Origin of the sequence: Sphingomonas faeni (assembly GCF_003053745.1) — a bacterium.
Taxonomy (GTDB): domain Bacteria; phylum Pseudomonadota; class Alphaproteobacteria; order Sphingomonadales; family Sphingomonadaceae; genus Sphingomonas; species Sphingomonas faeni.
Genome location: NZ_QAYE01000002.1, coordinates 98,722 through 114,286 on the forward strand (window position 1 = coordinate 98,722; position 15,565 = coordinate 114,286).

At 66.6% G+C, this 15,565-nt stretch carries 9 protein-coding genes; 4 read left to right on the top strand and 5 right to left on the bottom strand.

Translation table 11 applies throughout. From position 1 onward, the window contains the following. Positions 1 to 9 precede the first annotated feature (9 nt). The 3 genes from C8J25_RS05260 to C8J25_RS05270 form a co-directional block, all read right to left on the bottom strand. On the bottom strand, positions 10 to 2,091 hold the full coding sequence (locus tag C8J25_RS05260; RefSeq protein WP_244186794.1) for a glycoside hydrolase domain-containing protein: 2,082 nt from the start codon (positions 2,089 to 2,091) through the stop codon (positions 10 to 12). Between the two features lie 182 nt (positions 2,092 to 2,273). Then, entirely contained in the window at positions 2,274 to 3,425 is a 1,152-nt protein-coding gene (locus tag C8J25_RS05265) for a YdcF family protein (RefSeq protein ID WP_244186796.1), read from the bottom strand. Next, a complete protein-coding gene (locus C8J25_RS05270; RefSeq protein ID WP_107952895.1) occupies positions 3,422 to 5,977 on the bottom strand; it encodes a TonB-dependent receptor in 2,556 nt (851 codons plus the stop codon). The genes C8J25_RS05265 and C8J25_RS05270 overlap by 4 nt, the downstream gene beginning before the upstream one ends. A 115-nt stretch (positions 5,978 to 6,092) precedes the next feature. Between C8J25_RS05270 and C8J25_RS05275 the strand changes: the two genes are divergently transcribed. Further along, a complete protein-coding gene (locus C8J25_RS05275; protein WP_107952897.1) occupies positions 6,093 to 7,211 on the top strand; it encodes an ROK family transcriptional regulator in 1,119 nt (372 codons plus the stop codon). Between the two features lie 403 nt (positions 7,212 to 7,614). Here the strand turns inward: C8J25_RS05275 and C8J25_RS05280 are convergent, their stop codons facing one another. Together C8J25_RS05280 and C8J25_RS05285 are read right to left on the bottom strand one after the other, a co-directional pair. Next, complete coding sequence (locus C8J25_RS05280) at positions 7,615 to 8,931, bottom strand: sensor histidine kinase (protein WP_107952899.1); 1,317 nt, start codon at positions 8,929 to 8,931, stop codon at positions 7,615 to 7,617. Next, on the bottom strand, positions 8,928 to 9,602 hold the full coding sequence (locus C8J25_RS05285; RefSeq protein ID WP_107953366.1) for a response regulator: 675 nt from the start codon (positions 9,600 to 9,602) through the stop codon (positions 8,928 to 8,930). Before C8J25_RS05285 ends, C8J25_RS05280 begins: the two co-directional genes overlap by 4 nt. A 107-nt stretch (positions 9,603 to 9,709) precedes the next feature. Between C8J25_RS05285 and C8J25_RS05290 the strand changes: the two genes are divergently transcribed. Genes C8J25_RS05290 through C8J25_RS05300 form a run of 3 tightly spaced genes read left to right on the top strand, consistent with a single transcriptional unit; the run spans position 9,710 to position 15,563 of the window. After that, positions 9,710 to 10,972, top strand: a complete 1,263-nt coding sequence (locus C8J25_RS05290) for an efflux RND transporter periplasmic adaptor subunit (RefSeq protein ID WP_107952901.1) — start codon at positions 9,710 to 9,712, stop codon at positions 10,970 to 10,972. After that, a complete protein-coding gene (locus C8J25_RS05295; RefSeq protein ID WP_107952903.1) occupies positions 10,969 to 14,145 on the top strand; it encodes an efflux RND transporter permease subunit in 3,177 nt (1,058 codons plus the stop codon). The genes C8J25_RS05290 and C8J25_RS05295 overlap by 4 nt, the downstream gene beginning before the upstream one ends. After that, the gene (locus tag C8J25_RS05300) at positions 14,142 to 15,563 is read left to right on the top strand and encodes an efflux transporter outer membrane subunit (RefSeq protein WP_107952905.1); all 1,422 of its coding nucleotides are present in this window, start codon (positions 14,142 to 14,144) and stop codon (positions 15,561 to 15,563) included. The genes C8J25_RS05295 and C8J25_RS05300 overlap by 4 nt, the downstream gene beginning before the upstream one ends. Positions 15,564 to 15,565 lie beyond the last annotated feature (2 nt).

Consider the following 15,565-nt stretch of genomic DNA (forward strand, 5'->3'; position numbering starts at 1 on the left):
GACGCTAAGTCATCGGCGGCGGCGTGCTCCATCCGTTAGCGTCTTAGCGGCTGAGTCTTGCAGTTGCGGGACATTTCGTCTGGCGGTTCCGACGGGCGGGGCGACGGTCGTGATCGCGAGGATGCCGCCGCGGAGCAATGCGGCGTGGTCGACGCGGAAGTCGGGCAGGGCGCGCCCGTTCAGGCTGGTGCGTGCGATCACGCCGTCCTCCGGTCCGTCGCGGCGGATCGTCAATCTGCGTCCGCTGCCGAGATCGATGTCGGACCGCGCGAACGCCGGAGTCGTCACGACATACCACGGCTCGCCCGGCACGAGCGGGTACAGGCCGAGTGTCGCGAACACGTACCACGCGGTCATCCCGCCAGCATCGTCGTCCATTCCGTCGGCAAGCCCCTGCGGCGACAGCGCGAAGCTGCGACCGACGAACGGCACCGGCAGCTTGCCGCTGTTGGTATAGGGATGCGCGATCGGCTTGGTCAGGATCGTCCGGACGAGGCTGGCCGTGGCTTGCGGCTGGCCCAGCGCGGCGAACATCCACGGGACCTGGATGTCGGGCTCGTTGGTCATGTTGAACAGGCCGGCATCGAAGAAATGATGCAGTTCGCCGAGCATCCGTTCGCGGCCGACCGTCGCGGTCATCCACGGCAGGTCGAAGATCGGCGCCCAGCGATATTGCCACAAGGTGCCCTGATACAGCCCGCGCGCCTTGACCACGTCGCCATCCACGCCCGGCGTCTGGAACACCGATCGCCACATCGGGCGGTAGCTTTGCGCCTTGGCGGTGAAGGTCTGCGCGAGGTCAGCTCGGCCGAGGTCGCGCGCGAGTTCGGCGGTCGCCCAATCGTCATACGCCGCCTCGATCTGCTCGTCCGGCGTGCCGCGCTTGAGCGTGTCGCTGTCCGCCGCCATTCCCGCCAACGCGGCGCCCGCGTTGAACGCTATGCCCTTGCGGTGCATGTCGAGCAGCGCGATCCCGGCATGCTCGGTGCGGACCGTCAGGAACGGTTCGCGTGGGGTCGACCATTGCGCTTTGCCGCCCGCGTAGAGCGCGACCAGCGAGTTTGCGATATCGGCGCTGCGCTCGGGCTGGATCAACGCGAGCAGCGGCATCTGCGTGCGGTAATTGTCCCATAGCGACCAGTTCGCGTAGCGCGTCCTGCCCTTCGACGAGGTCTGCACCGCGCCGTCCTTGTCGCGGTGGCGGCCGTCGGGATCGTCGATCGCGACTGGGGTTTCCATGACGCGGTAGAGCGACGTGTAGAATAGCGCGCGCTGGTCTCGCGAGCCGCTGAGCGCGACACGGCCGAGGATGCGGTTCCAGGCGGCGCGAGTGTTGCTAGCGACGGCGGCGAGCGATTTGTTGCCGAGTTCGGTATCGCGGACCGATGCCGCGCCGCGTCCGTCCACGGTGGAGAGCCCGGTACGGATTTCGATCGCATCGCCCGCTTTGCCGACGATGTGCAGCGTCGCCAGATCGTTCGCGCCTGCGGTCAGCGTCTGGTGGATGGGCCGTCCGTTGACGAGGATCCGGCTGGCGGTGTGGAGGTGATAGGCGCCCTGATCGCAGACCGTGCCTGCGACCAGATCGGCGCGGAGGTCGTCGCTGGTCAGGCTCGTCCAACTGGCTGCCAGCCGTTTCGAATAGCTGTGCCGCGGGTCGATCCGCAGGTCGACGGCGCCGGCGCGAGGCAAGGTGAAGCGCAACACGCCCGCACCCCGCGTCGCTGCCATCTCGGCGAGGATGCCGCCATCGTAGCGGACACGGTAGATGCCGGGCCGAGCTGTTTCGCTGCGCTTGTCGATCAGCGCGGGACCGCTGGCGCCGGCATAGCGCAGCGAGATCATCAGGTCGCCGCCGGCACCACCGCAGCCCACACCGACGCCGCGGGTGTGCGAGAAGCCGAGCAATGTGGTCGCCGCGTGATCATAGCCCGCGTGGTTGGCGGGGCTGGTATCGGGGCCGAGCTGCATGATCCCGAACGGCGCGACTGCGGCGGGGGAGAGTTGGCCGAAGTCGGCGAGCGTGCCGACGAACGGGTCGACGAGGTCTGCAGGGGTTTCTTGGGCGGCGAGCGCGGCGGGGGTCCCCAATATGGCCGCGAGCAGAAGAGCCGTCCTAAAACCGCGCGCCCCCGGCGAAGGCCGGGGCCCAGGTGGAAAGGCCGATGTAACCGAGCGCGGCCCTGCGTTGGCGACGTTTCCCAACTGGGCCCCGGCCTTCGCCGGGGTGGAGGCAGGGATGTTTACTGGGGTCGGGTGCCTAAAATAATCGCTCATGGATCGAGAGGATCGCGCGGATCCTGTCGCAGCGATAGCCGCGACGGCCGGAATTCGAGATCGTACGCCGACAGTCGCCGCCCAACCGCGCCCGGCAAATACCCCAGCTCGGTGCGGTTGCGATCCGAGAAGGTCTGGCTCTCGATATATTTGCTCTGCTCGGCGTCGGTCACGATCAGCGTTGGGCGGTCGAGCGGGATGCCCAGCGCCACTATCCGCCGCGTCGCGTTGCGCAAATTGGTGGTCGTGTGCCGGGCATAGGGTTCGGGAATGACGCGGTCGGACGGGATGCCGTAGCGCTCGACCAGTGCACGACGGATCTCGACCGCCTCGACGAACCGGGTACCGCGCGGGTGCACCGCACTGCCCGAAACGAGGATGAACGGCGCGAGGCCCTGGCGATAGCGTTGTGCCGCGAGCAGCGCGTGGAGCTTGCTGCGTGGGCTGAGCGCAGTGCCAGTGTCCTCGGGGCCGACGCCGGGGACGATCAGCAGCGAATAGCGGAACGCCTTCCAGTCGGTCCGCGCCGCCAGCGCAAGCGCCCCCGCATTCTCCCGCTGGTCGAGCGGTTCGAACCGCGTCGCTGCCACCGCGTCGTTGGCATCGAGCAACGCCACGGCGAGCCGCACGCTCGCCGCGATGGTCGCGGGCGGCGCATCGGACGCGGCACGCGCAGTATCGATCGCGACCTTGACGCTGTCGGCAAAGAACGGCGTGCCGGTCGCGAAGATCGGTCCGTCGATCTTGGGATAGCGTCCGGCCAAGCCAAGGCCATAGACGCGCAGCACGACGTTCACCCCATCCAGTTCCTGGTCGAGCGCCACCGCTAGCGGCAGGTCCGCATTCGACTTCACCGATCGCAGAGCGCCAGTTGTCGCCAACTTTGCCACTATCGCCCGGTCCTGATCGGTCCAGATCGTCGCCTCGATTACGCAGGCAGGCACATCGCCACACGCGGCAATCCGTCGCGCCCGCGCATCGAACGCCCGCGCCGGTGAACGCCCCAACGCGCCGAGCATCGGAAACAACCGCTCCGACAACGTATCGACGACCGTGTCGCTGACCGCCATCGGTGCAGGCGTCTCCGCCCACATTGGTGCAGCCGCGGTCATCGTCAGCGCCGCCATCATCATACGCAGTCCCGTCACCAGGACTTGCTGACCACGAGGCGGACGTTGCGACCGAAGTTGGGACGGCCGTAGATTGCGCCCGCGGTGCCCTGGCCGCTCAACAGGTCGGTACGCGTATTGCCCTCGGTCAGGCCCTTCGCGTTGAACAGATTGTCGCCGACGACCTGCATCTGCCACGTGTCGTGCGTCAGTGTGATCCCCGCGCCGACCGTCTGGTAGGAGGGCAGGGCGGTGTTGTTGAAGAAGTCGACATAGCGTTTGCCGGTATATTCGTAGCGGCCGTACAGCTGCACCGAATTGCCCGCGACGTCGAAGTCGACTGACGGGCGGATGTTGCCATAGACCTTGGGCTCGCGGACGATCTGGTTGCCCTCGACGTCGCCCGCGCTCGCGCCGTTGGCGTTGACGAGGCTCTTATACTGCGGATCGCTGATCGTCAGTGCGCCGGTCACGGCGAAGCCGTATGGCAGCGCGAGCTTGCCGTCGATCTCGATGCCCTTGATCTCCGCCTTGCCGACGAACGGCACCGACTGGTCGTTGCGGCCGGTGACCGGGTCGAGCGCGACGAACGACGCGTTGAGCGGATTGTAGCGCGTATAGAAGCCGATCAGGTACAGATAGGACCGGCCGAACGCCGCCTTCAGGCCGACCTCATACTGGTTCGCCTTCGACGTGATGATCGTCGGGTTGATCTGGTACGTCACCTGCGTCGACGGCGGCGTTTCGAGATGCGAGGCGCGCGCATAGGCGCCGAAGTGCTTGGTGACGTCGTAGTTGATGCCGCCGGTCCAGTTGGTGATGCTGGGGCTGAGCTTCGAGTTGATGATCTGGCCGGTGAACGCGCGGACCGCGTTGTCGGCGAGCGTATTCGGGTCGCCGAGATTGGCAGAGGTCGTTGCGAACGCATAGCCCTCGAAGCTGTAGCGTTCATGGCGGATGCCGCCGTCGAGGGTCAGGCCCTTGACCAGTTCCCACGTGTCGTTGGCATAGAGCGCGTACATCGAGGCGTCGGTGTTGCCGCGGTTGAGCGTGGTCGTATAGCGCAGCACGCCGTTGTCGGTGACCGAGCCGACCGCCTGGCCTGCGGCGTTGTAGGCGATCAGATCAAGCGTGCGCGGCTTGCCCTTCACCTCGAGCAGATAGTCCTGGTACGCGACCTCGTTGGTCTCGCCGTACAGGCTGCCATACACGCCGACGCGCAGGTCGTGCGTGCCGAACCCGGTCGCGATCGATCGCGTGACGCTCAGGTCGCCCTGCGTCGAATAATATTTCGAGACGACGTCGCGGAACTGCGCGGGGACAACCAGCCCGGAAGCGGTGTTGGGGTCATAGACCTCGGCGCCATTAGTGCCGGCGATGGCATAGCCGAGGCGGGTCACGCCGGCGCCGAACGCCTTGCGAGCGTTATCCAGGTTGGTCGGAGTGCCGATCCCGTTGCTCGTCGCGTTGGCGTAGGTATTGGCGTCCAACGGGTTGGTGGTCGAATACAGCGCGTTGAAATGGAGCTTGCCGACGCTGACGCCGCCCTTCGCCGCGACTTTCCAACCGTCGAAATCGGCGTCGTATTGCACGCCGACGTTGCCGAACTGGGTGTGGCGACCATTGCCGAGATCGGCGTCGACGTTGCGCGTCGTGCCGTCGGCCTCGCGGAAGCGGATGTTCGCGTTGCGCAGCGCCGGCGAGTTCATCGTGCCGCTGAAGAAGTCGATATACTGGTTGAGAGACTTGCTCGGATCGCGCGGGTCGGCGGTCGGGATCGGCAGGTAGAATACGTTGTGGTCGTTCAGATAATTACCCGACACGCGCAGCGAGCCGTTGCTGAAGTCGTGCTTGATATTGGCGCGGACCTGGCCACCGCGATCGTTCGGGAAGCCGTTGTCGCGGTAGCCGTCGTGGCGGCGGAGGAACCCGCCGATCGCGTAATAGGTCGAGTCGTCGATCGGGCCTGCCTGATACCCGTCGAGCCGGTAGAGGCCGGTGTCGCCGAGCGTGACCTGCGCCTTGCCGCGCGTCGTATCGGTGCCCGACACGGTGATGTTGTTGACGATCGCGGCTGCGTAGCTCGCATAGACCGGGGCAGGGCCGCCGCGCACGACCTCGACCCGCTGCGTCATCAGGTCGAACCGGTTGATGCTGTCGCCGCGGAAGAAATTGCCGTCATTCTCGTGGAACAGCGGCAGGCCGTCCTGCTGGAAGGTGACCAGACCGCCGTCGCTCGGCAGGCCGCGCAGGCGGATGATGTTCTGGACCTCGCCGCCGGTATTCTCGACCGCGAACCCGGGCAGCTTGCCGAGCAGGTCGGCGAAGTTGATCGGGGCGAGCTTCTGGATGTCGGCGTTGCTGAGCGAATTGACCGCATAGGAGACGTCGAAGCGGCGCTGCTGGCGAGCGGACCCGGTGACGATGATGTCACCGCCGCCGGCGTCAGGTGCTGCGGCGTCGGGACCGGTTGCTTCCGGGGCTGCATCGGCAGGCGGCGTGGCGGGGGCGGTCTGGGCCCAGGCCGGCGACTGCGCCGCAATGCTCAGCGCGATAAAGGCACAACCCGTGCGCAAGCCAAATTTGGTCATCTGTTCGTCCCCAGCCCTGTTCGATGCCACGCCGCTGGACGCGGAATATGACGATTTTAATTAATTTCACGAAATAAACTAATCGAGTTATCGGACGCGGTAACGGAGTACGGTCATGTCCTACGCGAAGCTGAGGCTCGATGATGACGAGCGGCGGATCATGCAGGTCCTCCGGTCGGTCGGCGCACGGTCGCGCAAACAGCTCGCCGCCGATCTCGCGATGAGTGCGTCGAAGCTGACACGACTGTCGAGCAACCTGCTGGCACATGGACTGATCGAGGAATGTCCGAGTTCGGAGCCGATGACGCCGGGCCGGCCGGCGGTGCCGCTCCGCATCTCGCCCGACGCGGGCTATTCGGTCGGCGCGATGCTCCACCGCGGACTGATGGAGGTGGCGCTAGTCGATTATGCCGGCGGCGTGATCGCGCACAGCTCCCAGCCATTCGACGATCCCGATCCGCGCATCTTCGCCGCGCGCGTAACGGCGTCGATGCACGACATGGCGATCGAGAACCGGTTGCTCGGGCGGCGATTGCTGGGGGTCGGGATCGGCGTCCCCGGGTCGTCGCTATCTCCCGAGGGGAATCGGCGCTGGACGGTCGACAGCCTGGCCGCATGGCGCGGGATCGATCTGAAGACGCTGTTCGAGGAGCATATCGGGCATCAGATCTGGATCGAGAACGACGCCAACACCGCTGCGCTCGCGGAATATTACGTCGGCGGGCTGATGCGCCGGTGTTCGACCGCGGTGGTGATCCTGCTCGGTCACGGGATCGGCGCGGGGATCATCGTCGAAGGCCGTATCCTGCGCGGGGCGATGGCGAGCGCGGGTGAAATCGGCTGCCTCTATCCGACGAACGAACCCCGTCCTTCGACGCTGGATTTGCTCTCCACCTTACGCGACGAGGGGTGCGCGATACGCTCGTTGGTGGACTTCGACGAAGTCACTGCGGGATATGAAACGGTCGTTGATCGATGGGTGCGGCGCGCGGCGAAGCAGATCGAACCGATCATAAACTGGGGCGTCGCGTGGATCGACCCTGGCGAGTTCGTGATCTCCAGCCCGCTTCCGGCTCCCATCCTGCAATCGCTGGTCGATCATATCGATTTCGGCGCGATGCACATCGGCGATCATTGCAGCGAAATGCCGCGCGTATCGGTCTCGACTCTGGAAGGCAGCGCGGCGACGATCGGCGCTGCGCTGCTCCCCATTCACGCCACCGCGGTGGTGTAGACACGCGTCGAACAGGAGCGTGACAGCCGCCGACCGGCGAACGAGCCGGTCCGCTGTCGAACGCTGAGATGGTGTAAGCCGGCTTCGTCCAGACGTCGGCAGCGGCAACTGTACCGCTGATGCCAACCGTTTTCCGGGTCGGTATGCGATCTCGGAACCCGTCGGTCGCCACGCAGCGGCATTATGACGGATAGTGACGATTCGGATAAAGCTTCGAAGCAAAGCTCAACATACCGTCGAATATTAATCGGCTCACGCGTGACAAGCGACGTTGCGTGGCTGACCAACGATCTGATCCCCTATCGTCCTTATCGGCACCGCTACGTTCTGGCCTTGATCAACGAGCCCGTATTCCACTGTGTTGCTATGTCCGGTGGCGATAGTCGAACCGCCATGCGGTTTGCTATCTGTCTCGCCGTTGTGTCGATCCGAACGTCATCTCGAAGCACAGTCCCTTGTCGCCGGGTCCGGGCGCGACGTCGAGCAGGCCAAGATGCGCACGTGCCACGCGGTCGACGATCGACAGGCCGATTCCCGAGCCTTCCGACCGTGATCCGTCACCGCGCCAGAAACGGTGCTTGAGCCGGGCGAGATGCTCGGGTGCCACGCCAACGCCGTCGTCGATCACACCGATACGTGCACCCGGGCCGACGCGCACGACGATCGCGGTGCCGGGGGCGGTATGGCGCACGGCGTTGTCGACGAGATTCTCGAGCGCGAGGAGTATGGCGCCGGGATAGCCGATGCTACCGGTATCGGCTGACAGGTCTTCCAGCGCGATCGTTCGGCCGGCTGCAAGGATGCCGGGTGCACGACCAGCGACGACCGCTTCCGTCAAGGCGGCAAGGTCGAGTGGTTCGCCGGCATCTTCGACCGGCCGTTCGAGGTCGGCGAGCGCGAGCATTTGCGCGACGACGCGGGCGGCGCGGTCCACCGACGCGAGCAGCGCGTCCTTCACGGCCGCGTCGTCGACCGCGTCGGCGCGAAGGCGGATCACGGCGAGCGGCGTGCGCAGTTCGTGCGCGATGTCGGCGGCGAATGCAGCCTGCGTCCGGAACCCGTCCTCGAGCCGGTCGAGGGCTTCGTTCGTGGCGGCAGCCAGCGGCTCGACCTCGGACGGCAGTATGCCGCGCGGCAACCGAGTGTCGAGCGTGCGCGGGCCGATCGCGGCGGCGGTCGCCGACACCGCCTGCATCCGCCGGGTGAGGCGTCGGGTCAGCAGCGCACCGATCAACGGTACTAGCGCGGCGATCGGCAGGATGAGCAGCGCGAACCGCTTGAGGAAGGCGCTGACGATGTCGTCGGTGATGACTTCGGGCGCAGCGCTGTCCTGCGACGCGACGATCCAGCGACCGCCGGCGATTGGTACGCTGTACGCCTCGATCACGCCACGGCGGAAGAAATGTGCGCCGTGGTCCATCGGTACGGCGGCGACGATCCGGGGGCGAGCCGGGCCTTTCGCGATCAGGACGGCGCGGCTGCGGTCGACGATCGCGACCGCCATTCCGTCGGTCAGGACATCGCTGGGCAGCGTGACCAGAGGCAGGGCGCTGGCGACGATCGCGGCCTGTTGGCGGAGCAAGCGGCGCTGGTAGTGATCGGCGGTACTGTGGAGCAGAGCCGCGACGCCGAGCGATAGCGCGATCGTGGCGATCAGCGCGGTGGCGATATGGAGCGCAACGAACTGGCCCAATAGCGACCGGGGCAGCTGTAGCCTCACGGCTTGACCACGATGATGTAGCCGACGCCGCGTACCGTCTCGATCCGTGCACCGCTCTCGGCCTCCTCGAGCTTCTTGCGCAGGCGGTGGACATAGACCTCGACGGCATTCGAGCCGAGCTCGCCGCCGAGCCCGAACAGGTGATCCTCGGCGATCCGCTTCGGCACGACGTTGCCGGCGCGGCGGAGCAGAAGTTCGAGCAGTTCGGTCTCGCGGACCGACAACGCGATCGTCGTGCCCTCGACATGCGCGACACGGATTTCGATGTCGAACACCAGCCGTCCGCACGTCAGCGACTTGCCGAGATACCCCCCTTGGCGACGGAGGACCGCGAGCAGGCGTGCATGGAGTTCGTCGACGTCGAACGGCTTCACGAGATAATCGTCAGCGCCTTCGTTCAGGCCGCGGATACGGGCGTCGATCGTACCACGCGCCGTGAGAATGAGGACGGGGCGCGTGTCGCCGCGTGCGCGCATCCGGTGGAGCAGCGCGAGCCCATCTTCGTCCGGCAGCCCGAGATCGAGCAGGACCGCCGCGTAGTCGCCGTCCTTCAGATACGCCTCCGCCTCGTCGCCATTGTGCGCGAGATCCACCGCGAAACCACGTGGCGCCAGCGCCGCGGTCAGCGCCTGCGGCAGATCGCGGTCGTCTTCGATCAACAGCACCCGCATCGAATTCGACCTCATATCGCCGCCAATATTGCGGCAGCGCAGCATCCGTAAGCGCGCTGTAAGCCAGCGGCGCTAGCGGCTCCAGTCTAATCCCCAAGGGGCTGATTATGCACGCATCGACGACACCCGAAACGCTCCCCCCTGCCGCCATGCTTTCCCGTTCTGCGCAGATGCGCTGGCTCGGGATCGCCGCTGGCGTGATTGTCGGGCTGGTGCTGATCGTCGTGCTGATCGGCAAGTTCACGCATCACGAGCCTGCGCCTGCAACGGTCACGCCGGCAGGGACGTTCCGGCCGACCAAGGATCAGATGGCCGGGCTGACGACGATGCCTGTCGGCTATGGTGCATCCGATGCGCGGACGTTGGCGAGCGGCGCGATCACGGTCGATGGCGATCGCAGCACGCCGGTGCTGATGCCCTATTCGGGGCAGGTGGTGCGTGTGCTCGCCGATGCTGGGCAGCGCGTGACGCAAGGCCAGCCGCTGATGCTGGTGAAGACGAGCGATTTCGTCGATGCGCGCAGTGGCCTTTTCGCGGCAAGGGCGGCGGCGCAGAACGCGCAGGCGCAGCTTGCGACCGCCGCGCGGACTGCCGAACGCCAGCGGCTGATCTACGAGACGGCCGGCGGCGCGCTGAAGGACTATCAGCAGGCCAAGACCGATCTCGCCGCCGCGCAGGCGACCGCACGCACGGCCGCTGCGTCGCTCGGTGCCGCCCGCGACAAGTTGGCGATCCTCGGCAAATCGCAGGGCGAGATCTCACGCCTGGAGAATGTCGGCGAAGTCTCGGGTATCCATGACGTGACCACGCTGCATGCGCCGATCTCCGGTCTGATCGCGTCACGCGACGTATCGGCGGGGCAGTATCTGTCGCAGGGCGGCGACAAGCCGGTGATGACGATCACCGATCCGTCGCGCGTCTGGCTGATCGCACAACTCGCCGAGGGCGATGCGAGCGCTGTGCATCTCGGCGACAGCGTCACGGTGACGACGCCCGCGCTGCCGGGGCGCAGCTTCCACGCGACGATCGACCTGGTCGGCGCCGCGCTCGATCCGCAGAGCCACCGCCTGCCGGTGCGCGCGACCATCGCCAACCCGGACGGGGCGCTGAAACCGCAGATGTTCGCGAGCTTCTCGATCCAACGCCCGCACAGCGGCGACGCGTTGCTGGTACCTGCGGCGGCCGTGATTCATGAAGGCGACGATGCGCGCGTGTGGGTGGTCCGGCCCGACGGCCTGCTGGTCGCGCGGAAAGTGACCGCGGGCGAGGAGCAGGATGGCAAGGTCACGATCACCGCGGGGCTCAAGTCCGGCGAGCGGATCGTCACCGCGGGTGCGCTGTTCGTCAACGAAGCCGGTCTCGGCGAATGAACCGGATCGTCGAATTCGCGCTGCGTCAGCGGCTCCTGATCGTCGGCATCTTTGTCGCCATGCTGGTGGCGGGGGGCGTCGGCTTCTACAATCTCAACATCGAGGCGTATCCTGACCCGGTCCCGCCGATGGTCGAGATCATCACCCAGACCCAGGGCCTGTCGGCCGAGGAGATGGAGCGCAACGTCACCATCCCGATCGAGGTCGGCATGGCGGGCATCCCGCATCTGACCGCGATCCGCGCGATCTCGCTGTTCGGGCTGTCGGACATCAAGATCCAGTTCAGCTACGACCTGACCAACGATCAGGCCAAGCAACAGGTCATCAACCGCCTGTCGCAGCTCCCGCCGCTCCAGGGTGGCGCACAGCCGACCTTGTCCCCGACCAGCCCGGTCGGCGAGATTTTCCGCTACAAGATCACCGCACCGAAGGGCTATTCGGTGATGGATCTCAAGACGTTGCAGGACTGGGTCCTCCAGCGCCGGTTCAAGCGCATTCCGGGCGTTATCGACGTCACCGGCTGGGGCGGCAAGCTGCGCACCTACGACGTGGTGATCGACAATGACCGGCTCGCCGCGCACAACGTGACCGTGTCGCAGGTGCTGGCGGCGCTCGCCAAGAGCGACGGCAATGTCGGCGGCCAGACGATCAATTTCGGTGCGCAGGCGGCGATCGTCCGCGGCATCGGCCTGATCCAGTCGGTCGGCGGCATCGAGAACGTGCTCGTCGGCACCGGCGGCGGCCAGCCGGTGCTGCTCAAGGACGTCGCGCACGTCCGCATCGGCAATGCGCCACGGCTCGGCATCGCCGGCTACAACGACCAGGACGACATCGTCCAGGGCATCGTCCTGATGCAGCGCGGCGCGCAGTCGATGCCGACGATCCTCGCCGTGCAGAAGGAAGTGTCCGACATCAACGCGTCGGGGATCCTGCCGCCGGGCGTCCATCTCGACCGGATCTACGATCGCTCCGACCTGATCCACCTGACGATCCACACCGTGCTGGAAAACATGGTGGTCGGCATCCTGCTGATCTTCGCGCTCCAGTGGATCTTCCTCGGCAATCTGCGCAGCGCGATCATCGTCTCGGCGACGATCCCGTTCGCGCTCGCCTTCGCGATCCTGATCCTCGTCTTGCAGGGCGAGAGCGCGAACCTGCTCTCGGTCGGCGCGCTCGATTTCGGGCTCGTTGTCGATGCCTGCGTGATCATGGTCGAGAACATCTTCCGCCACATGGTCGAGCGGTCCGCGCATGTCGAAAACGGCAAGGGGCATTACACACTCGCCAACCGCTTCTCGGCGGTGCTGGGCGCCAGTTCCGAGGTCAGCCGCGGCATCTTCTTCGCCGCCGCGATCATCATCGCGAGCTTCCTGCCGCTGTTCACGCTGACCGGCGTGGAAGGCCATATCTTCGGACCGATGGCGAAGACCTATGCCTATGCGATCACCGGCGGCCTGATCGCGACCTTCACGGTCGCGCCGGTGCTGGCGACGATGCTGCTGCCCGACAAATTGTCTGAGGTCGAGACGTGGATCGTCGGCAAACTGCGCCGCGTCTACGAGCCGGCGGCGGCGTTCGCGCTAGGCAACCGGGTCGTCGCGATCGGTGGCGCGCTGCTGCTGATGGCGGTCGCTCTGGTCGGCGTGCGGTCGCTCGGGATCGAGTTCCTGCCGCATCTCGAAGAGGGCAACATGTATATCCGTGCGACGCTGCCCGCGTCGGTCAGCCTCGAGGCGGGGCAGCCGGTGGTCAACGGCGTCCGCCGCATCCTGATGCAATATCCCGAGGTGCAGGCGGTGTTGTCGGCACACGGTCGCCCGGACGACGGGACGGATTCGACAGGCTTCTTCAACGCCGAATATTTCGTGCCGCTGAAGCCGTTCGACACTTGGCCGAGCGGCGTCACCAAGGAGACGCTGACCGAGGAACTGTCGAAGCGGCTGTCGGCCAAATATCCCGGCGTCGACTTCTCCTTCTCGCAGATCATCGAGGATAACGTCGAGGAGGCGGCGTCGGGCGTGAAGGGCGCGAACTCGATCAAGCTGTTCGGGCCCGACCTAACCACGCTCGAGAAATATGCCAACCAGATCAAGGCGCAGATGGGCAAGGTCCGCGGGATCGAGGACCTTGGCGTGTTCCAGTCGCTTGGCCAACCGACCGTGCGGATCGACGTCGATCGCGCGCGTGCCTCGCGCTACGGCCTGACCCCCGACGACATCAACGCGACGGTTGCCGCGGCGATCGGCGGGCAATCCAATGTCGACCTGTACGAGAAGGGCACCGATCGCCACTTCCCGATCGTCGTCCGACTAAAACCCGAACAGCGCGACACGATCGACGCGATTCGCCGGATCACGATCGGCGCGCCGTCGCCCGATGGCGCGGGCACGATCCAGGTGCCGCTGTCCGAGGTCGCCGACGTCAAGCTGACGACCGGTGCGTCGTTCATCTACCGCGAGCATCAGGAACGCTACATCCCGATCAAGTTCTCGGTCCGCGGCCGCGATCTCGGCGGCGCGGTCGACGAGGCGCATGCGCGGATCGGCCAGACCGTGCACCTGCCGTCGGGCTATCACCTCGAATGGGCGGGCGAACTCGACAACCTCAACAACGCGGTCGCGCGATTGGAAGTGGTGGTGCCGATCAGCCTGCTGGTGATCCTGCTGCTGCTCTATGCGAACTTCGGCTCGATCCGCGACAGCCTGCTGGCGTTCTCGGCGATCCCGATGGCGATCATCGGCGGCGTGCTCGCGCTCGCGCTGACCGGGACCGCGTTCAGCATCTCGTCGGCGATTGGTTTCGTCGCGCTGTTCGGGATCGCGGTGATGGACGGGATCCTGGTGGTCACGACCTATAATCACGCCGTCGACGAAGGGTTCGCGCGCGAGAATGCGCTGGCGACCACGGTCCGCCACAGCCTTCGCCCGGTGGTGATGACGTGCCTGGTGGCGGCGATCGGCCTGCTCCCCGCCGCGCTGTCGAGCGGGATCGGCAGCCAGGTGCAGAAGCCGCTCGCGCTGGTCGTGGTCGGGGGCATGACGCTCGCGCCTATCCTGATCCTGCTAGTGCTGCCGGTGCTGATCGCGCGCTTCTCGAAGCGCGTGCCGCCCGAGGATCGCGGCGCACATGGGCGCGATGTCGGGCACCATCCCAATACCGAGGTTCAAGCATGAAGCGTCTCGCCACTCTCCTGCTCGCGGGCGTCACGAGCGCCTGCACGATGGGCCCGCGCAATCTCGACGCGCATGCCAGCCTGCCGCCGACTCCCGCCACACAGACCTTCGCACCGTCAAGCGGCGCGGCGCAGGCTACTACGCTCGCGGTGGTGCCGGCCGAGTGGTGGCGGACCTTCGGCAGCGCGCAGCTCGACACGCTGGTGAGCGAGGCGCAGTCGCATGCGACCGATATCGCCGTGGCCGAAGCGACGCTGCGCCAGTACCGCGAGCAGGGTTCCGCCACGGCGGGCTCGGCGTTGCCGCAGGCCGACGTGAACTATCAGGCGGAGCGCACGCGGATCTCGAACGCGCTGTCGCCCGCGGTCGCTGACCAGAACCAGCAGCTCTACACGCTGCATACCGCGCAGGTGACGGTGAGCTATGCGCCCGACCTGTTCGGCGGCACCCGCTCGAAGATCCGCTCCGCGCGCGCCGCGACCGAGACGCAGCGGCAGCGGCTCGCGGCGGCGAAGACGACGGTGATCGCCAATCTGGTCGAGGCGGTGATCCAGCGCGCCTCGCTCGCCGATCAGATCATCGCAGCGCAGACCGCGATCTCGGTCAATCGCGACATCCTGCAGACGCTGGTCAAGCGCCAGCAGCTCGGCGCGGTCGGTGCTGCCGACGTCTCGACGCAACAGGCCGCACTGGCGACTGCCGAGGGTGCGCTGCCCCCGCTCGTCCGCGCCGAAGCGCATCAGCGCGTGGTGATCGGCACGTTGATCGGACGCTCGGCGGGATCGGACCTGCCGCCGCTGCCCACGCTCGCCTCGCTGACCTTGCCGCGCGACCTGCCGCTGGTCGTACCCTCCGATCTCGTCGCGCGTCGGCCCGACGTGCTGGCGGCACGCGCTCAGCTCGAAGGGGCAGGGGCGGATGTCGGCACTGCTATCGCCGCGCGTCTGCCGGCGATCTCGCTCAGCGGATCGGCGGGCGGGACGTCGGAACGGTTCGGCGACATGTTCAAGAACGGCAACCCGTTCTGGACGCTGATCGGCGGGATCACGCAGCCGATCTTCCATGCAGGCGCACTCCGCCATCAGCAGCACGCCGCGGAAGCCGTACTCGAAGGAGCCAAGGCACAGTATCGCGCGGCTGTGCTCCAGGCGTTCGGCGACGTGTCGGACGCGCTGACCGGCCTGCGTACCGATGCCGACGCACTCGATTCCGCTACGCAGGCGACCGACGCGTCCGGCCGTGCGCTCGCCTTCGTCCGCCGTCAGCTCGAGCTCGGCGACGTCGGCACGCCCGCATTGCTCAACGCCACCGCCACCGACGCCCAAGCACGCGGGCAGGCGGTGCAGGCGCGCGCGGCACGTTTGTCCGACACGGTCGCGCTGTTCCAGGCCGCGGGTGGCGGCGTTTCAGGAGAATAACG

Bases quoted from the DNA above. Each gene is read 5' to 3' on its own strand.
- C8J25_RS05270 (WP_107952895.1), bottom strand. From the start codon at position 5,977: ATGACCAAATTTGGCTTGCGCACGGGTTGTGCCTTTATCGCGCTGAGC.
- C8J25_RS05275 (WP_107952897.1), top strand. From the start codon at position 6,093: ATGTCCTACGCGAAGCTGAGGCTCGATGATGACGAGCGGCGGATCATG.
- C8J25_RS05285 (WP_107953366.1), bottom strand. From the start codon at position 9,602: ATGCGGGTGCTGTTGATCGAAGACGACCGCGATCTGCCGCAGGCGCTG.
- C8J25_RS05290 (WP_107952901.1), top strand. From the start codon at position 9,710: ATGCACGCATCGACGACACCCGAAACGCTCCCCCCTGCCGCCATGCTT.
- C8J25_RS05295 (WP_107952903.1), top strand. From the start codon at position 10,969: ATGAACCGGATCGTCGAATTCGCGCTGCGTCAGCGGCTCCTGATCGTC.
- C8J25_RS05300 (WP_107952905.1), top strand. From the start codon at position 14,142: ATGAAGCGTCTCGCCACTCTCCTGCTCGCGGGCGTCACGAGCGCCTGC.